Consider the following 14,409-nt stretch of genomic DNA (forward strand, 5'->3'; position numbering starts at 1 on the left):
TTTCTTGGGGTTTATTGCCAATTAATTCTATATTTGGTCACGAATAATGACGTGCCGGTAGGGCACGGGTAAAGAACTAAACATAAGCAGTTAAATAGACCCTATTGTAATGATTTCTTATCAGATCAAAACGAACCCGACCGTATACGATGCGGTTGTAGTGGGTTCCGGTGCAGGCGGCGGGATGACCGGTTACGTATTGGCCCATGCCGGGCTAAATGTATTGATGCTGGAAGCTGGTCCCTTTTTCGACCCGGCGAAAGACGCACTTCAGATGCGATGGCCGTGGGAATCGCCCCGTAGAGGCGCAGGCACCGTCCGGCCCTTTGGCGACTTCGACGCGGCCTATGGCGGTTGGCAACTGGACGGAGAGCCCTACACCCATGTACCGGGTACGTCGTTCGATTGGTTCAGGGCACGGATGCTCGGTGGCCGTACCAACCACTGGGGTCGCATTTCGCTGCGTATGGGTCCCGACGATTTCAAACCGACCGACGGGGTTACTGAGGAATGGCCCATTACATACGATGAAATAAAACCCTATTACGACCGCGTCGATCGGATGATCGGTATCTATGGTACCGTGGAAGGCATCCGGAATGAGCCCGATGGCATTTTCCTGAAACCACCCAAGCCGCGGCTCAATGAATTGTATATCAAAAAAGGGGCAAAGAAGGCTGGCGTTCCGGTTATCGCGGGCCGTGGTTCGGTGCTTACCGAGGCCCTTCCGGGGGTAGAAGGCCGAGGCACCTGCTTTTTCTGCGGTCAATGCGGCCGCTCGTGCCGCGTATACGGCGATTTCTCTTCCTCGTCGTGCTTGGTCATGCCGGCAATGAAAACGGGTAAACTGACGGTGATCGACAACGCGATGGTCCGTGAGGTGCTTACCGACGACGAAGGGCGGGCCACCGGTGTTTCCTATGTGGATACCCGCGATCTCCAAGAGCATGCCGTGCAGGGCAAGTTGGTGGTTTTGGGGGCGAGCGCGTGCGAAAGTGCACGGCTCATGCTGAACTCAAAATCGGCCGCTCATCCAGGCGGTCTGGGCAACAGCAGTGGGCTGGTAGGGCGGTATTTGCACGACTCCACCGGCGCCAGTGCGGGTGGCTTCCTGCCGCAGCTGCTCGATCGTAAACGCTACAATGAAGATGGGGTGGGCAGTGTGCACATTTATTCGCCATGGTGGGGAGATAACCGAAAGCTCAGCTTCCCCCGTGGATACCACATCGAATACGGTGGTGGATTGCATATGCCGTCGTACGGCTTTACGAACGGGGTGCCCGGTATGCGCCACCTCGTGCCCACCAGAGATGGTGGCCAGCGCGAACAGGGCGGATACGGTGCGGAGCTGAAAGACGACTACCGGCGTTTTTACGGCGTTGGCGTAGGCATGGCTGGTCGGGGTACGGCATTGGCCCGGTACGATAATTATTGCGAGATCGACCCCACACGCGTCGATAAATATGGTATCCCCGTGCTTCGCTTCCACTACAAATGGGCCAATGAGGAGGTTGAACAGGCTAAACATATGCAGGAAACCTTCCGCGAAATCCTGCATGAGATGGGAGCAGAGGGCATATCGTCGATGCCGGGACCGGAAACCTCGTATGGTTTGGAAGCACCGGGTAAAATCATCCATGAGGGCGGCACCACACGCATGGGCGACGATCCAAAGAAATCGGTGCTGAACAAATGGGGACAGTCGCACGACTGCAAGAACGTATTCGTGGTCGACGCGGGTCCGTTTGTGCAACAGGGCGACAAAAACCTCACGTGGACCATCCTTGCCCTGTCTATGCGCACGGCGGATTATATTTTAGAACAGCGCAATAAACTGAATATCGGATAACCAAAGATACGGATATGAACAGAAGAGACACCTTAAAGGCACTTGGCTTAGCGGCAGCGGCGGGTGGGGCATTGATGCTTGATTCCTGTGGTCCCAAAACGGCAAAGAAAGGTGCAACGAAAGTGGGCGAACAACTGCCGGGCGTAACGGATGTCGAGCATGAGCGCAACACGAAGCTGGCCGAAGAACAGTTTTTTTCATCCCATGAGTTGGCCACCCTAGGGGTGCTGGCTGATATCATCATACCGGCCGACGACGTCTCGGGCAGTGCCACCGATGCGGGCGTGCCCGACTTTATCGAATTCATGGTGAAAGACATTCCTAGTTACCAGATCCCCATGCGGGGCGGCCTCCAGTGGCTCGATATGCAGTGCCAGCGGCGCTTTGGCAACGCGTTTGTGAACTGCGACACGCAACGCCAATTGCAAATGGTAGACGAAATTGCCTATCCGGCAAAAGCCAAACCAGAGATGGCCCCCGGCGTATCGTTTTTCAATTTAATGCGTAACCTCACCGCCTCGGGTTTCTTCACCAGCGAGATCGGGGTGAAAGATATCGGCTACGTAGGCAACAAACCCGGCGTTTGGGACGGGGTGCCGGAAGATGTCCTTGAAGAACACGGATTCAAAAGCGCCTGGGGATAACGTTTGTATATCACCGCAACTTTGTCTAAGTTTGATGATGAATTCGATACTAGTCCCCACCGATTTTTCGGAAAATGCATTCGTCGCCGCTGCATATGCATGCGCATTGGCTGGTGCCTCCAAGCAAAAAGTACAATTGCTGCATGTCTACATTGCCCTATATTCGGGGTTCGGTGAAGACGGCGACAGTGTAAAGCAAATTAAATTGGCGGAGACCGCATCGGCAGCTGCGATGAAAAGCTTGTTAGAAGGCCTGAATAGCCAATTTCCAGGCGTCGATATCGAGGGCGAATGCGTCAAGGGGTTCATGATTGACGTGGTGACCGATAAACTCAAGCGGAATGAGCATTCGCTGGTCGTTATGGGTACCAAGGGCGCAACCAATATTACCGAAAGTATCCTTGGCAGCACCACGTATGAAGTCATCAAGAAGTCGCCGGTTCCCGTGCTGGTGGTTCCGATCGATACGCCCGACTTCTCCTTCCGGCGGGTGGGTTTTTTCACCGCCTATGACGATCATGAACTCGACGCATTGATGGCGTTACAGCAAGCGATCAACCTTAAGCCACATTTATCGATGCTGCATTTTTATACGGAAGATGACCGTAAACCGGAAAAGGAACTTTCCCGTTGGCAACGCAAAGTCGAAGCCGCGTTCCCGCACTGGGCCGTTTCGTGTAAGGCCATGCTTGTCGAGAAGGTCGACATCAATGCCGTAACCCAGGAAGCCAATGCAGATCAGCTGGATCTGTTGGTGTTTGCCCGGCCGCATAAGTCATTCTTTGAAAAGATTTTCAGGCCCAGCCTCACCAAAGCTATCGCCAATTATCCCACGGTGCCGTCGCTGTTCATACGAACGTAAGCCATACCGGTAAGCGACCAGGTTTTTTTTTGTAAATTTTGCAAAGAATACTTCCATCTTTTATGTATTTTGCGTGAGAAACCCATTGTAGCGTAAATATAGACCAGTTTTATGGCCATTATCACCATTCTATTAAGTATCGCCGCCATCGTGCTGCTCATCACCAAATTGAAATTGCATCCGTTCTTAGCCCTGTTGCTTGTCAGTATCGTCACCGGGCTGGTCAGTGGTATGGATCCTGTCGGCGTCGTCGGCGCCATCCAGGATGGTTTTGGCGGTACCATTGGGAAAATCGGGCTGGTTATTATTCTCGGTATCCTTATTGGTGCGTTTTTGGAAAAATCCGGCGGCGCCATGGTACTTGCCAATAACATGTTGGCGCTCATCGGAAGAAAGCGGGTCATTACGGCCATGGGGGTCATCGGATACATCATTTCCATCCCGGTCTTCTCTGACAGTGCCTTCGTTTTGCTGTCGTCGTTGAATAAGAGTCTGACCAAAAGGGCCGGTCTTTCTTTGGCGGGTACAGCGATTGCCCTAGGGTTGGGGTTGTCGTGTACACACGCACTGGTGCCACCAACCCCCGGGCCGATTGCGGCTGCCGGCATCCTCGATGCCGATTTGGGCATTGTGATGGGCCTCGGTATGATTTCGGCCGGTATGGCTTTGGTCGCCGCTTTGCTGTTTGCCCACAAGGTAGCAGCGAAGGTGGACCTCGATCCGGGCGAGATCGAGGAGGAGCCCGACCAAGTGGATACTTATCGGCCTAGCCTTTTCAGCGCATCGCTGCCGATTTTTGTTCCTATTTTACTAATCGTCGGGAAGTCGCTTTCGGTCTATATGGCGGCAGAAGGATGGCAGGTGTATTTAGGCCGCTTCCTCGATTTTTTCGGCGAACCGGTTATTGCGTTGTTGGTCGGTTTTGGCTGCTGCCTCGTTTTGCCGAAGAAACTAGATAAAAACATGTTATCTACGGATGGTTGGGTCAATGACGCCTTGACGGATTCGGCGACGATTATTATGGTGACCGGTGCCGGCGGCATTTTCGGGGCAGTGCTGCAAAATTCGGGAATAGCAACCACATTGGGCGATATGCTCACGTCGTCTAACCTCGGCATTCTACTTCCTTTCTTGTTGGCGGCCGCTTTGAAGAGTGCGCAAGGGTCGTCTACCGTGGCGTTAATCACCGCGGCATCGGTGACGGCTCCACTGATGGGTGCATTGGGCTTCGTAAGCGAGCTCGATAAGGCACTGGTCGTCATTGCCATTGGGGCAGGCTCACTGGTCGTCTCCCATGTTAACGATAGTTTCTTCTGGGTACTTACCCAAATCACTAAAATGGAGGTGAAAACGGGTTATAAGTTGCACACGATGGGTACGTTCATCATCGGTTGCACCGCGATGATTACGGTCTACTTCATGTTCTGGTTGTTGCATTAGGACGTCACAACCCATTCGCCCGCGCCGTTATTTCGGCGATATCGAGCACTTCTACCTCCTGCTCCTTCTCTTTGGCCTTCACGCCATCGCGCAGCATGGTCATGCAGAACGGGCACGCCGCAGCAATGATCTCGGGTTGTGTTTCGAGGGCCTCTTCCACGCGTTCCACGTTGATATCCTTGTTGCCATTCTCGGGTTCCTTGAACATCTGCGCTCCACCGGCCCCGCAGCAGAGACCATTGCTGCGGCAACGTTTCATCTCCACCAGTTGTGCATCCAGTTTTTCGAGTGCCTTCCTGGGCGCTTCGTACACGCCATTGCCGCGACCGAGGTAGCAGGGGTCGTGGTAGGTGATACGCCGCCCCTTGAACGACTCACCACCCGCGGCTTTCAGCTTCCCATCGTCGATCAATTGCTGGATCAATTGCGTATGGTGGATAACCTCGTAATGACCACCCACATCGGGGTATTCGTTCTTGATGGTGTTGAAGCAGTGGGGGCAGGCCGTCACGATTTTCTTTACCTCATAGCCGTTGAGTAACTGGATGTTGGCCATTGCCTGCATTTGGAAAAGGAACTCGTTGCCCGCCCGTTTCGCCGGATCGCCGGTGCAGCTCTCTTCCACACCCAAAATTGCATACCGCATGCCGACGTGCTGCAATATCTTGCAGATGTCGCGTGTGATCCGTTGTGCACGCTCATCGAAACTACCCGCGCAGCCCACCCAGAAGAGGATGTCGGCCGTCTCGCCTTTGGCCACCAGTTCGGCCATCGTTGGTATATGTAGTTCAGTCATATAAGTTATCAAGCTCACAAGTCCACATCCTCACAAGTTCACAAGCTCCTCCAATTCCCCCGGTCGGCCTGCGCATATTTCCATGGTGCCCCATTATTTTCCATATTGCCAAACATCGCGTTCAAGCTAGCTGGTGCTTTCGATTCCTCCATTACGGCATAACGGCGCAGTTCCACGATGATTTCCAGCGGATTGATGTTCACGGGGCAGGCTTCCACACAGGCGTTGCACGTGGTACAGGCCCATATTTCCTCGCGGGTGATGTAATCGTCGAGCAGGGATTTACCGTCGTCGGCAGTCTTTTTATTCCTGCGGGTATTTTTACCCATCTCTACCATCCGGTCGCGCGTATCCATCATGATTTTGCGGGGCGACAGCAGTTTGCCTGTCAGATTTGCCGGGCACACCGATGTGCACCGCCCGCACTCCGTACACGTGTAGGCATCCAACAGGTTTTTCCAGGTCAGGTCCTGCACGTCTTTCGCGCCGAACCGCGCGGGCACATCCGCCTCGCTGGGCGTATAAGCCGGGTCGAGCATGGCTTTCACCTCGTTGGTTACACTGTCCATATTGGTAAAGCGGCCCTTGGGATACAGGTTCGAAAAATAGGTGTTGGGAAATGCCAACAGGATATGCAGGTGCTTGGAGTAGGGGAGGTAGTTGAGGAAAGCCAGCACGCCGATGATGTGGAACCACCAGCAAGCCCGTTCAACCGCGATGAGTGACGTCATGCTGTCGGGGAGTACCGGCAGCAGCCAGCCACTTACCGGAAATGCACCGGCCTGCGTATAATGTGCAGCACCCAGGAGCTGTAGCTTGTAGTCGGCCGCATTCATGGTCAGAAACGCTGCCATCAGCAGTATTTCGGCAACGAGGATAAGGTTGGCATCGGTGCGCGGCCATGGGGTCATCTCCGTGCCGAAAAAGCGCTTTACGCGGGCGATATTGCGCCGGGTAAGGAAAATCACACACCCGGCCAGCACCGCGAGGGCGAGCCATTCGAACGCCGCGATGAGGAACGCATAAAATACCCCCAGTCCAGCAAAGGCTCGGTGGGTGCCGAACAGCCCGTCGATGACGATTTCGAGCATCTCGATATTGATGATGCAGAAACCCAGGTAGACAAACAGATGCAGCAGTGCGGCGAAGGGCCGCTTGAACATTTTTTTCTGCCCGAACGCCACCAGCAGCATCGTTTTCAGGCGGCGGCCCGGTTGGTCATGGCGTGGTTCGGCCCTGCCCATCCGGATGTTGGCGATGATCTTTCGCGCATTATAGGCAGCCAACGCGATGGCCGCCAGCAATACGATTCCGAAAACAGCTTGGCTTATCATCATAAAGAAGTTTATATGCGTACAATGGCGCCTATTGCGAAGGTAAGCAATTCATAATACTATGCAAGCATAATAAATTATTTAGAAGGATTAAATAAAAAAAGCGGAACGTGTATCCACATTCCGCTTTCTGTTATTGTTCAGCTCGCTGTTACGGCGCCGCAGGAGTTGCGGTTGCCGTGATGCCTAATTTCGTTTTTACGTCGGTTGTCAGGTCATCGCCACCCGCGAAATACGAGATGCCCGGATTGGCAATGTCAAATACATATGCATATCCTTTTTCTTTGGCCACGCCTTGTATCGCTGTGTTAGCCTTCTGGATAATGGGGGCAAAAAGCTCTTCATTTTTCTTCTGCAGTTCTTCCTGTGCGATTTGTTGCACTTCCTGGATGCGCCGTTGCAGCTCTTGCAACTCCGCGCCTATTTTTTGCATTTCGGCGTCGATCGAATCTTTATTAGCTTCGCTACGGTTACGTTGCAGTTGTTGAAATTGTTGCAATTTCTGGTCGTGCGCCTCGCCCATTTTCTGCAATTCACCTTCTTTTGATTTCTGGAGGTTTTCAAACACCGTCTGGGCTGATGCGAATTCAGGCATGGCTTGGATGATATCATTGGAATTGATATGGCCTATCTTCTGCTGCGCGCTTACCAGTCCGGTTGATAAAAACAGCACCGCAACCACCACTGCACCTTTAAACAAATTTTTCATGCTATTCATTTTGATTTTTTACTTGTTGTTTCAGGGTTGTTCTTCCCCTTGTTGTGATTATAAGTCTAATTATTCTTTAATTTTTCAAAAAAGTTGCGCAATGATACGAAACAGATTACTCATCCGCAAGTGAAGGGTCAGGTTTATATCCTAACCGGGTAATTACATCATCGCTTTTATCCAACCGTGGGTTGGCATAGAGGAACGTCACTTCGCTTCCTTTATCCAGTACGATATCCAAACTCTGGTCCGTGGCGATGGTCTGTATCGCCTGGGCCACCCGGTCTTGGATAGGCTGGATGAGCGCAATGCGCTCCTGGAAAAGGTCGCCCTCAAAGCCGAATTTCTGCCGTTGGAATTCCCGTGCTTCCTGTTCTTTCAATACAATTTCATCTTCGCGCTTGCGGCGCATCTCTTCACTGAGCAGTACTTGGTCTTCCTGATATTTTTTGTAGAGGGTTTCGATGTCGGCAAACCGATTATCTACCTCTTCCTGCCATTGCACCGAGAGGGCATCCAGTTGTTTCTGTGCCGCGAGGTACTCCGGAATATGTTTCAGGATGTACTCGGTATCCACATAAGCAAACCGCTGGGCCATGGCTGCCGAAGAAGCTACTACGGACAGCACCAATATACCTACTAATTTTTTCATGCTCATCATACTATACGTTGGTAATGGAATATAACAACTGCAAAAGTAATTCCATTTTTTTTAATATCACCTATATTTAGTTGAAACCGCCCATTTGCTGCATGATGCTGAACGTGAAGTTCTGCCGCCATGTGCTCGACGGAACGCCCGGTATCGGGTCGAAGGCATGGCCGTAATCGATACCCAGCAATCCGAAGATCGGCAGGAAGATACGGGCGCCTACACCGACCGACCGGCGTACTTTGAAGGGGTTGAAATCGCGGAAGTTATTCCACGTGTTACCGCCTTCGGCGAAGGCCAGCACGAATACGGTGGCTTGGTCATTCAGCATCACCGGATGGCGCAGTTCCAACTGGTATTTGTTGTAAATGGGGCTACCCGAGTTGCGGGCGATACCGACGTCGGAACCATCGGGAACCACCATGCCGTTGGCATAGCCACGCATGGCGATGATTTCAGACCCTTGCAGGAAGTCGAAGCCCATCATCCCATCGCCACCCAGTTTGAACCGTTCGAAAGCCGACTGTCCCGTGGCACTGGTATAAGAACCCAGGAAACCGAATTGTGCCTGCGCCTTCAGCACCAGTTTACCAGCAATACGGGTGTACCATTGCGAATCGAATTTCCATTTGTGGTATTCCGTCCACTTATAACGCTGTTCGTCGGGCGCTGTGGGGTAGTTGATGTTGTTGAAAGCCGAGTAGGGGGGCGTTACCTGTATGGTCAACTTCAGGTGCGAACCCGAGGTCGGATATATCGGCTGATCCACCGAGTTGCGGCTAATCTCCTGCGTCAGGTTGATGTTGTACGACTTGCCGTTTTCAAACAGGAAGCCTGGATAATTCTGCAGCTTATACTGCTGGAAACCCAACGAGTAGTTCAACTGGAAATAGTTGTCGGGCCATTGCAGGCGCTTACCGAGGCTCACGGTTACCCCATTCATCCATATCCGGTTCAGCTCGCTATCGCTAACAACCTGCCGCCCGGTCATCCAATCGAACCCGCCGTAAGACGAAGACGAGGTAAAAGCACTTACACCGAAATAAATGGGTTTCTTACCGCCCAGCCAAGGCTCAGAAAAAGAGAAGCTGTATGACTGATAGCGCTTGCCGCTGGTCTGCCCGCGGATGCTCAGCTTTTGGCCATCGCCCCGCGGCAACGGCTTCCACGCACTTTTGTCGAAGAAGTTGCGCGTAGAGAAGTTGTTGAATGAAAGTCCCAGTGTACCGATTACCTGGCCGGCGCCGAAACCACCCGAGAGTTCCACCTGGTCGGCGGGTTTTTCGACCACGTTATACTCAATATCCACCGTCCCTTCGGCATGGTTGAGATTCGTCGGTACGGGGTTTGTCTTTTGCTCATCAAAGTTACCCAATTGGGCAATTTGCCGGGTACTGCGCATCAGCAGCTCTTTGGAGAACTTCTGGCCGGGTTTGGTGTGTATTTCACGCAGTAGTACGCGGTCGTTGGTTACATCGTTACCCTTCAGGATGATGTTGTTGATGGTGAACTGCGCCCCCTCGTAAATGCGGAGGTCCAGGTCAATCGTATCGCTATATATCCGTGTTTGTACCGGATCTACCGTAAAAGTAAGGTAGCCGTCGTTGAGGTATAGCGACGAAATGTCGTCGCTGTTACGGGTGGGGCCCATCAACTTGGTGTTGAGCTTCTCCTCACTGAATACCTCGCCCTTTTTGATGCCCAGGATCACATTCAGTATGGAGTCCGAATATTTGGCATTGCCCTGCCAGGCGATGTTGCCGAAGTAATATTTCGGTCCTTCATACAGGTCGATATCCACGATGACATTCCGCTCATTGTGCTTATAGAACGTATCCCGCAGGATTTCCGCATCGCGGTAGCCGTGTTCGTGCATTTTGGCGATGAGGTTGTCTTTGGCCTCTTCGTATTTTTCGGCCTTGAATTTACCCGGACCGGTAATGCGCCACCACGTACGTTGCCGCACACCCTTAAAAAATTTACGGAGCTGGCGCTGCGAAAAGTCCTCGTTGCCTGTGAAATTGATGCGGTGTGCCCGTACTTTGCGGTTGCGGTCTACATTGACCACGAGTATCTGGTTGTTTACCTGTGCCGAGTCTTTCACGGGTGCCATCGTGATTTCAGGGTATAGGTACCCTTTTTCACTCAGGTAACGGGTAATCGTGTTCCGGGTGGTGTTCATCAGGTTCTGGTTGACAATTTTGCCCGTGTTTTCGTTGAGCTGCTTCCGCACCTCTTCGGTTTGGGTTTTGCTAAGCCCTTCGATATCAATGCGTGTTAGGCGCGGACGTTCCACCACGTGGATGTTGAAGAAGATCGAATCGCCTTTTACCGCATCCGCGTAGAGCTCCACTTCGTCAAAGAGCCCCTGGTCCATCAGGTTTTTCACCACGTTCGAGGTGACGTCGCTGGGTACTTCGATACGCGAGCCGACGACCAATTTGGATATGGTGATCAGCACATCGTTATCCAGGTATTCCGTGCCACTGATCGTTATCCCACCGATGATGTAATTCTGTGGATTGAGGTAGCTGAATTCGTCGGAATCACCTACGGGTACACCGCGCTGTTGGGCCATCGTACTCCCTGTTGCCAATAGGGTAATGAGTATAAAAAGAGGTATTCGCTTCATCTATCTAATTTATCGCCGCTAAAGTACGGGAAACAGTTGTTAATTTTTGTTAAAAGGTTATTTTCCCAATTGTTCGCTGGTTAGTCCGAAGCGCCGCTCCCGGTTTTGATAGGTGGCCAGGGCTTCAAACAGGTCATCCCGCCTAAATTCGGGCCACATCTTGTCGGTAAAATAAAGCTCGGCGTAGGCCAGTTGCCACAGCAGGTAATTGCTGATGCGCTGCTCGCCGCTGGTCCGGATCATCAGTTCCGGATCGGGCATGCCGCTCGTGGTCAGCTGTTGGGCTACGCGGTTTTCGTCGATATCATCGGGGGATAGGTCGCCCGACTGTACTTGCCGTGCCAGCTGCCGTGCGGCTTCCGTAATTTCCCACCGTGCGCTGTAACTCAGTGCGAGGGTGAGTGTACAGTTCGTGTTGTTCGCTGTTTTTTCCATGGCCTCCTGCAGGCGGGCATAGCATTTCGGTGGCAGTTGGTCGAGGTTCCCGATGGCGTTGAGCTTCACACCGTTGTCCATCAGCGTTTTCGTCTCTTTGTTGATCGTATTGACCAGCAGTTCCATCAATGCAGACACCTCGAGCTTCGGGCGGTTCCAGTTTTCTGTAGAGAAGGCATAGAGCGTAAGGTACTTGATGCCGATTTCCACAGCCCCTTCCACCGTATCGCGCACGGCTTTAACGCCGTTCTTATGGCCAAATACCCGCAACTTTCCGCGCTCCTTGGCCCATCGTCCATTTCCATCCATGATGATGGCCACATGCTCCGGCAGCCTTGCTTTATCAATCGTGTCCTTAATGTCCATTCTTAATTTGGCGCAAAGTTAAGATTTTTTTGAGGACTTACTGCCACTCCGGGCAACCGCCTTTGAAGATGGTATAAGAAAGGGTAATGCCCACGGTCATAAACGAATCGTATGGGCGCCCATCGCCGCGCTGGGTGTTGGCGGTGGCGTTTGGTGAATTGCGGTAGGCGAGGTATTCCCAATCGCTGACGCTCCGGTCCGGCGACAAGAAGGGTAAGATGGGCGACGTGGTCGAAACGTTCGAGTAATTCCCGCTCACGTCGTCGAGGTAGTCCGTCAGCGTGAGGCGGTAGCCCAGCTCCACACCCACCGACCACGGTCCGCGGAGGTTATATTTAAAGCCGGCCCCGAAGGGGATGGAGTACGCGAATTGTGCATACATGTCGGGGTTTTCCGTTACGTTATACTCGGTACGCATTTCCCGGAGAGACACCTTCTCGGGCGACCCGCCTGTCGCCGAGGGCACGTACCACTTCGGGTCGAAAGAAACCACGCCGATGCCCGCAAAAATATACGGCGTATATACAATCCGTCCCCGCTGCGGCAGCCATTTGAAGAAGTTGAAATCCACCACGGCCGATGCTTCCATGATCGGTCCGAAGAACCCAAGGTTTCGGTTCCGGCGCTGTTGCACCCGCGAATGCCGGTCGTGCCCATACGTATTCGCATACGCAAAATTGCCCCGTATACCCCAGGTGTGGTTGAGGTTATACTTGACGAAAGCACCTGCCGCCCAATCGTTGAATCTCAGCGGGTTTTCGGGATTGATATCACCCATATAACCCGATGCACCCCCCTGCAACCCCAGCTCCCATTCTTGCGCGCTGGCGATGGAAAACAAAAAGATAAAACATACGGTGGTGATTCCTCTAAGCATTTTTGTTGTCAGTCTTCGGTCTTTAATCTTTTGTCTAAAGTCTCTTGTCTAAAGTCTATTGTCTCCTAATAATTCCGCGCATCCAGTCCCCACAGCAGCTTATTGCGCAGGGTGGAAAAATAGCGGTAGTTTTTCAGCCGTATCAGCTTGGCTTGGTAGGGGGCCTTGCGTACCGTCAGCCGTATAGCTGACGACACCGCCGTGGTTTTCGAATCGCACGACAGCAGGAATTTACCACTCCGGCTTTCGATGTCGAGCCGCAGTTCCACTTCGTCGGAAATCACCACAGGTCGCACGTTGAGGTTATGTGGCGAGATTGGCGTAATCACGAAGTTGCCGCTTCCCGGCATAAGGATGGGCCCACCGCAGCTCAGCGAGTAGGCCGTAGACCCCGTAGGGGTAGCCACGATAATGCCATCGGCCCAGTAAGCATTCAGCAGCTCACCATTTACATGGGCGTTTATGGTAATCATGGCCGAACTATCCGATTTGAAGAGCGTCACATCGTTGAGCGCAAAATGGTCTCCGCCAAACAGGTTGGTCTGCGTCGACTCCACCGATACCAGCGTCCGTTGCTGGATGTCGTAATCCTCGCGTAGGATGGCGTCCATGGCGGCATCGATGTCGTCCTTGCTGATATCGGCCAAAAAGCCGAGCCTGCCGAAGTTGATGCCCGCTACGGGGATGCCCGAGTCGCCCACGATAGATACCGCCGCCAACATGGTGCCGTCGCCGCCCAGGCTGAGCATGAAGCCCACATCGCCGGGCAATCCGTCCTTCGCGTTGTAGGTATTCAGCGGCTGCGGACAAACCACTTGCTGTTGATCCAGGAAGTCGTAAAACGCGCCATATATCCACAGCTCCGCGCCTTTGGCGGTCAATGAGTCAAATAAATGTTGTACATAAGGAATCACCGACGGTTGGAATTCCCTCCCGTAAACCGCTATCTTCATGGTATTACATATTGATATAGTTCATCAACTGCGCATAGCGGTCGCGTGAGTTGTCGCGGCTATTTTCGTCGTTGTATGTTGATTTAACGGTATAGTCGTGCCGCAGGAACGCGGCCACGATAGACGAGATGTCTGCCGTATTCACCTTGATGGTCACCTCCAGCCGGGAAGAGTCGGTAAACATCCGTACGTACGAGCTGAGTATCTGTGTGTTCTCCGCTTCGACGATATGGGCAATGTGCGATAACGCATTATCGCGGTTACCCATTTCCAGGATGATGATGCCGCCCGGGTGATTAACCGACATGGTCTGCCCCAGGGCGTCGATCACATCGAGCGGGGTCAGCGCGCCCAGGTAAAGGTGTTCCTCATCGAGCACCGGCAACAGGTCGATCGGGTGGATCTGAAAAAACAAAACAGCATCGTAGATGTGCTGGGTGTCGAACAGGTGTGCCGGCTGGTAGGCGACACCCAATTGCTCAATGCGTTCCGCCATGTGCTCCCCCCCCGATAGCGATTCATATGAAACGAGCCCCATAAAAGCATCATCTTTTACGACCGGCAGTTGCGTCAACCGCAAATCGGCCATTTTGTCCAAGACGAAACGTTTGCTGTCCGTGGGTGTCACCGCGTAGTTACGGTCGGTTATCACTTGGCCTATATTCATAATCGTTGTTCCACCTCCTTCGCGCCTGTTTATTTATTAAACGATTGAAATGCATAATCGTTTAATGTAAATTCATCCGCTTGCCAAAAATAGTCGCTTTTCGCGATTTCAACGACTAAATTCTGTTTTTTTATTGAGCACGCAACAATTTCGGAACTTTTGCTACTTTTGGCTGCTATATTGATTTCTGGCG

At 52.6% G+C, this 14,409-nt stretch carries 13 protein-coding genes; 4 read left to right on the top strand and 9 right to left on the bottom strand.

Annotation, left to right across the window (positions count from 1 at the left end):
* Window positions 1–109: 109 nt before the first annotated feature.
* The 4 genes from U9S71_RS04640 to U9S71_RS04655 all read left to right on the top strand — a co-directional run bounded on the left by U9S71_RS04640 (window position 110) and on the right by U9S71_RS04655 (window position 4,795).
* Window positions 110–1,849, top strand: a complete 1,740-nt coding sequence (locus U9S71_RS04640; protein WP_326325621.1) for a GMC family oxidoreductase — start codon at window positions 110–112, stop codon at window positions 1,847–1,849.
* Between the two features lie 14 nt (window positions 1,850–1,863).
* A complete protein-coding gene (locus U9S71_RS04645) occupies window positions 1,864–2,493 on the top strand; it encodes a gluconate 2-dehydrogenase subunit 3 family protein (RefSeq protein WP_326325622.1) in 630 nt (209 codons plus the stop codon).
* A 34-nt stretch (window positions 2,494–2,527) separates the two neighbouring features.
* A complete protein-coding gene (locus tag U9S71_RS04650) occupies window positions 2,528–3,355 on the top strand; it encodes a universal stress protein (protein WP_326325624.1) in 828 nt (275 codons plus the stop codon).
* Between the two features lie 111 nt (window positions 3,356–3,466).
* On the top strand, window positions 3,467–4,795 hold the full coding sequence (locus U9S71_RS04655; RefSeq protein ID WP_326325626.1) for a GntP family permease: 1,329 nt from the start codon (window positions 3,467–3,469) through the stop codon (window positions 4,793–4,795).
* A gap of 4 nt (window positions 4,796–4,799) precedes the next feature.
* Here U9S71_RS04655 and U9S71_RS04660 read toward each other — a convergent pair whose 3' ends face one another.
* From U9S71_RS04660 to U9S71_RS04700, 9 genes are all read right to left on the bottom strand, one after another.
* Window positions 4,800–5,591: a (Fe-S)-binding protein gene (locus tag U9S71_RS04660; protein WP_326325628.1), complete on the bottom strand. Its 792-nt coding sequence runs from the start codon at window positions 5,589–5,591 to the stop codon at window positions 4,800–4,802.
* A gap of 38 nt (window positions 5,592–5,629) precedes the next feature.
* Window positions 5,630–6,925 (bottom strand): (Fe-S)-binding protein, encoded by a 1,296-nt coding sequence (locus U9S71_RS04665; RefSeq protein ID WP_326325776.1) that lies wholly within the window; start codon window positions 6,923–6,925, stop codon window positions 5,630–5,632.
* A gap of 151 nt (window positions 6,926–7,076) precedes the next feature.
* Window positions 7,077–7,634, bottom strand: a complete 558-nt coding sequence (locus tag U9S71_RS04670) for an OmpH/Skp family outer membrane protein (RefSeq protein ID WP_326325630.1) — start codon at window positions 7,632–7,634, stop codon at window positions 7,077–7,079.
* A gap of 115 nt (window positions 7,635–7,749) precedes the next feature.
* Entirely contained in the window at window positions 7,750–8,286 is a 537-nt protein-coding gene (locus tag U9S71_RS04675) for an OmpH/Skp family outer membrane protein (protein ID WP_326325631.1), read from the bottom strand.
* A 76-nt stretch (window positions 8,287–8,362) separates the two neighbouring features.
* On the bottom strand, window positions 8,363–10,918 hold the full coding sequence (bamA, locus tag U9S71_RS04680) for an outer membrane protein assembly factor BamA (RefSeq protein ID WP_326325632.1): 2,556 nt from the start codon (window positions 10,916–10,918) through the stop codon (window positions 8,363–8,365).
* Between the two features lie 57 nt (window positions 10,919–10,975).
* Complete coding sequence (gene uppS, locus U9S71_RS04685; protein WP_326325633.1) at window positions 10,976–11,719, bottom strand: undecaprenyl pyrophosphate synthase; 744 nt, start codon at window positions 11,717–11,719, stop codon at window positions 10,976–10,978.
* Window positions 11,720–11,756: 37 nt separating this feature from the next.
* A complete protein-coding gene (gene porG / locus U9S71_RS04690; protein ID WP_326325635.1) occupies window positions 11,757–12,596 on the bottom strand; it encodes a type IX secretion system protein PorG in 840 nt (279 codons plus the stop codon).
* Window positions 12,597–12,661: 65 nt separating this feature from the next.
* On the bottom strand, window positions 12,662–13,549 hold the full coding sequence (locus tag U9S71_RS04695) for an NAD kinase (RefSeq protein ID WP_326325637.1): 888 nt from the start codon (window positions 13,547–13,549) through the stop codon (window positions 12,662–12,664).
* Window positions 13,550–13,553: 4 nt separating this feature from the next.
* Complete coding sequence (locus U9S71_RS04700) at window positions 13,554–14,216, bottom strand: CBS domain-containing protein (RefSeq protein WP_326325638.1); 663 nt, start codon at window positions 14,214–14,216, stop codon at window positions 13,554–13,556.
* Between the last annotated feature and the right edge of the window lie 193 nt (window positions 14,217–14,409).

Source organism: Parapedobacter flavus (genome assembly GCF_035818675.1).
Lineage (GTDB): Bacteria > Bacteroidota > Bacteroidia > Sphingobacteriales > Sphingobacteriaceae > Parapedobacter > Parapedobacter flavus.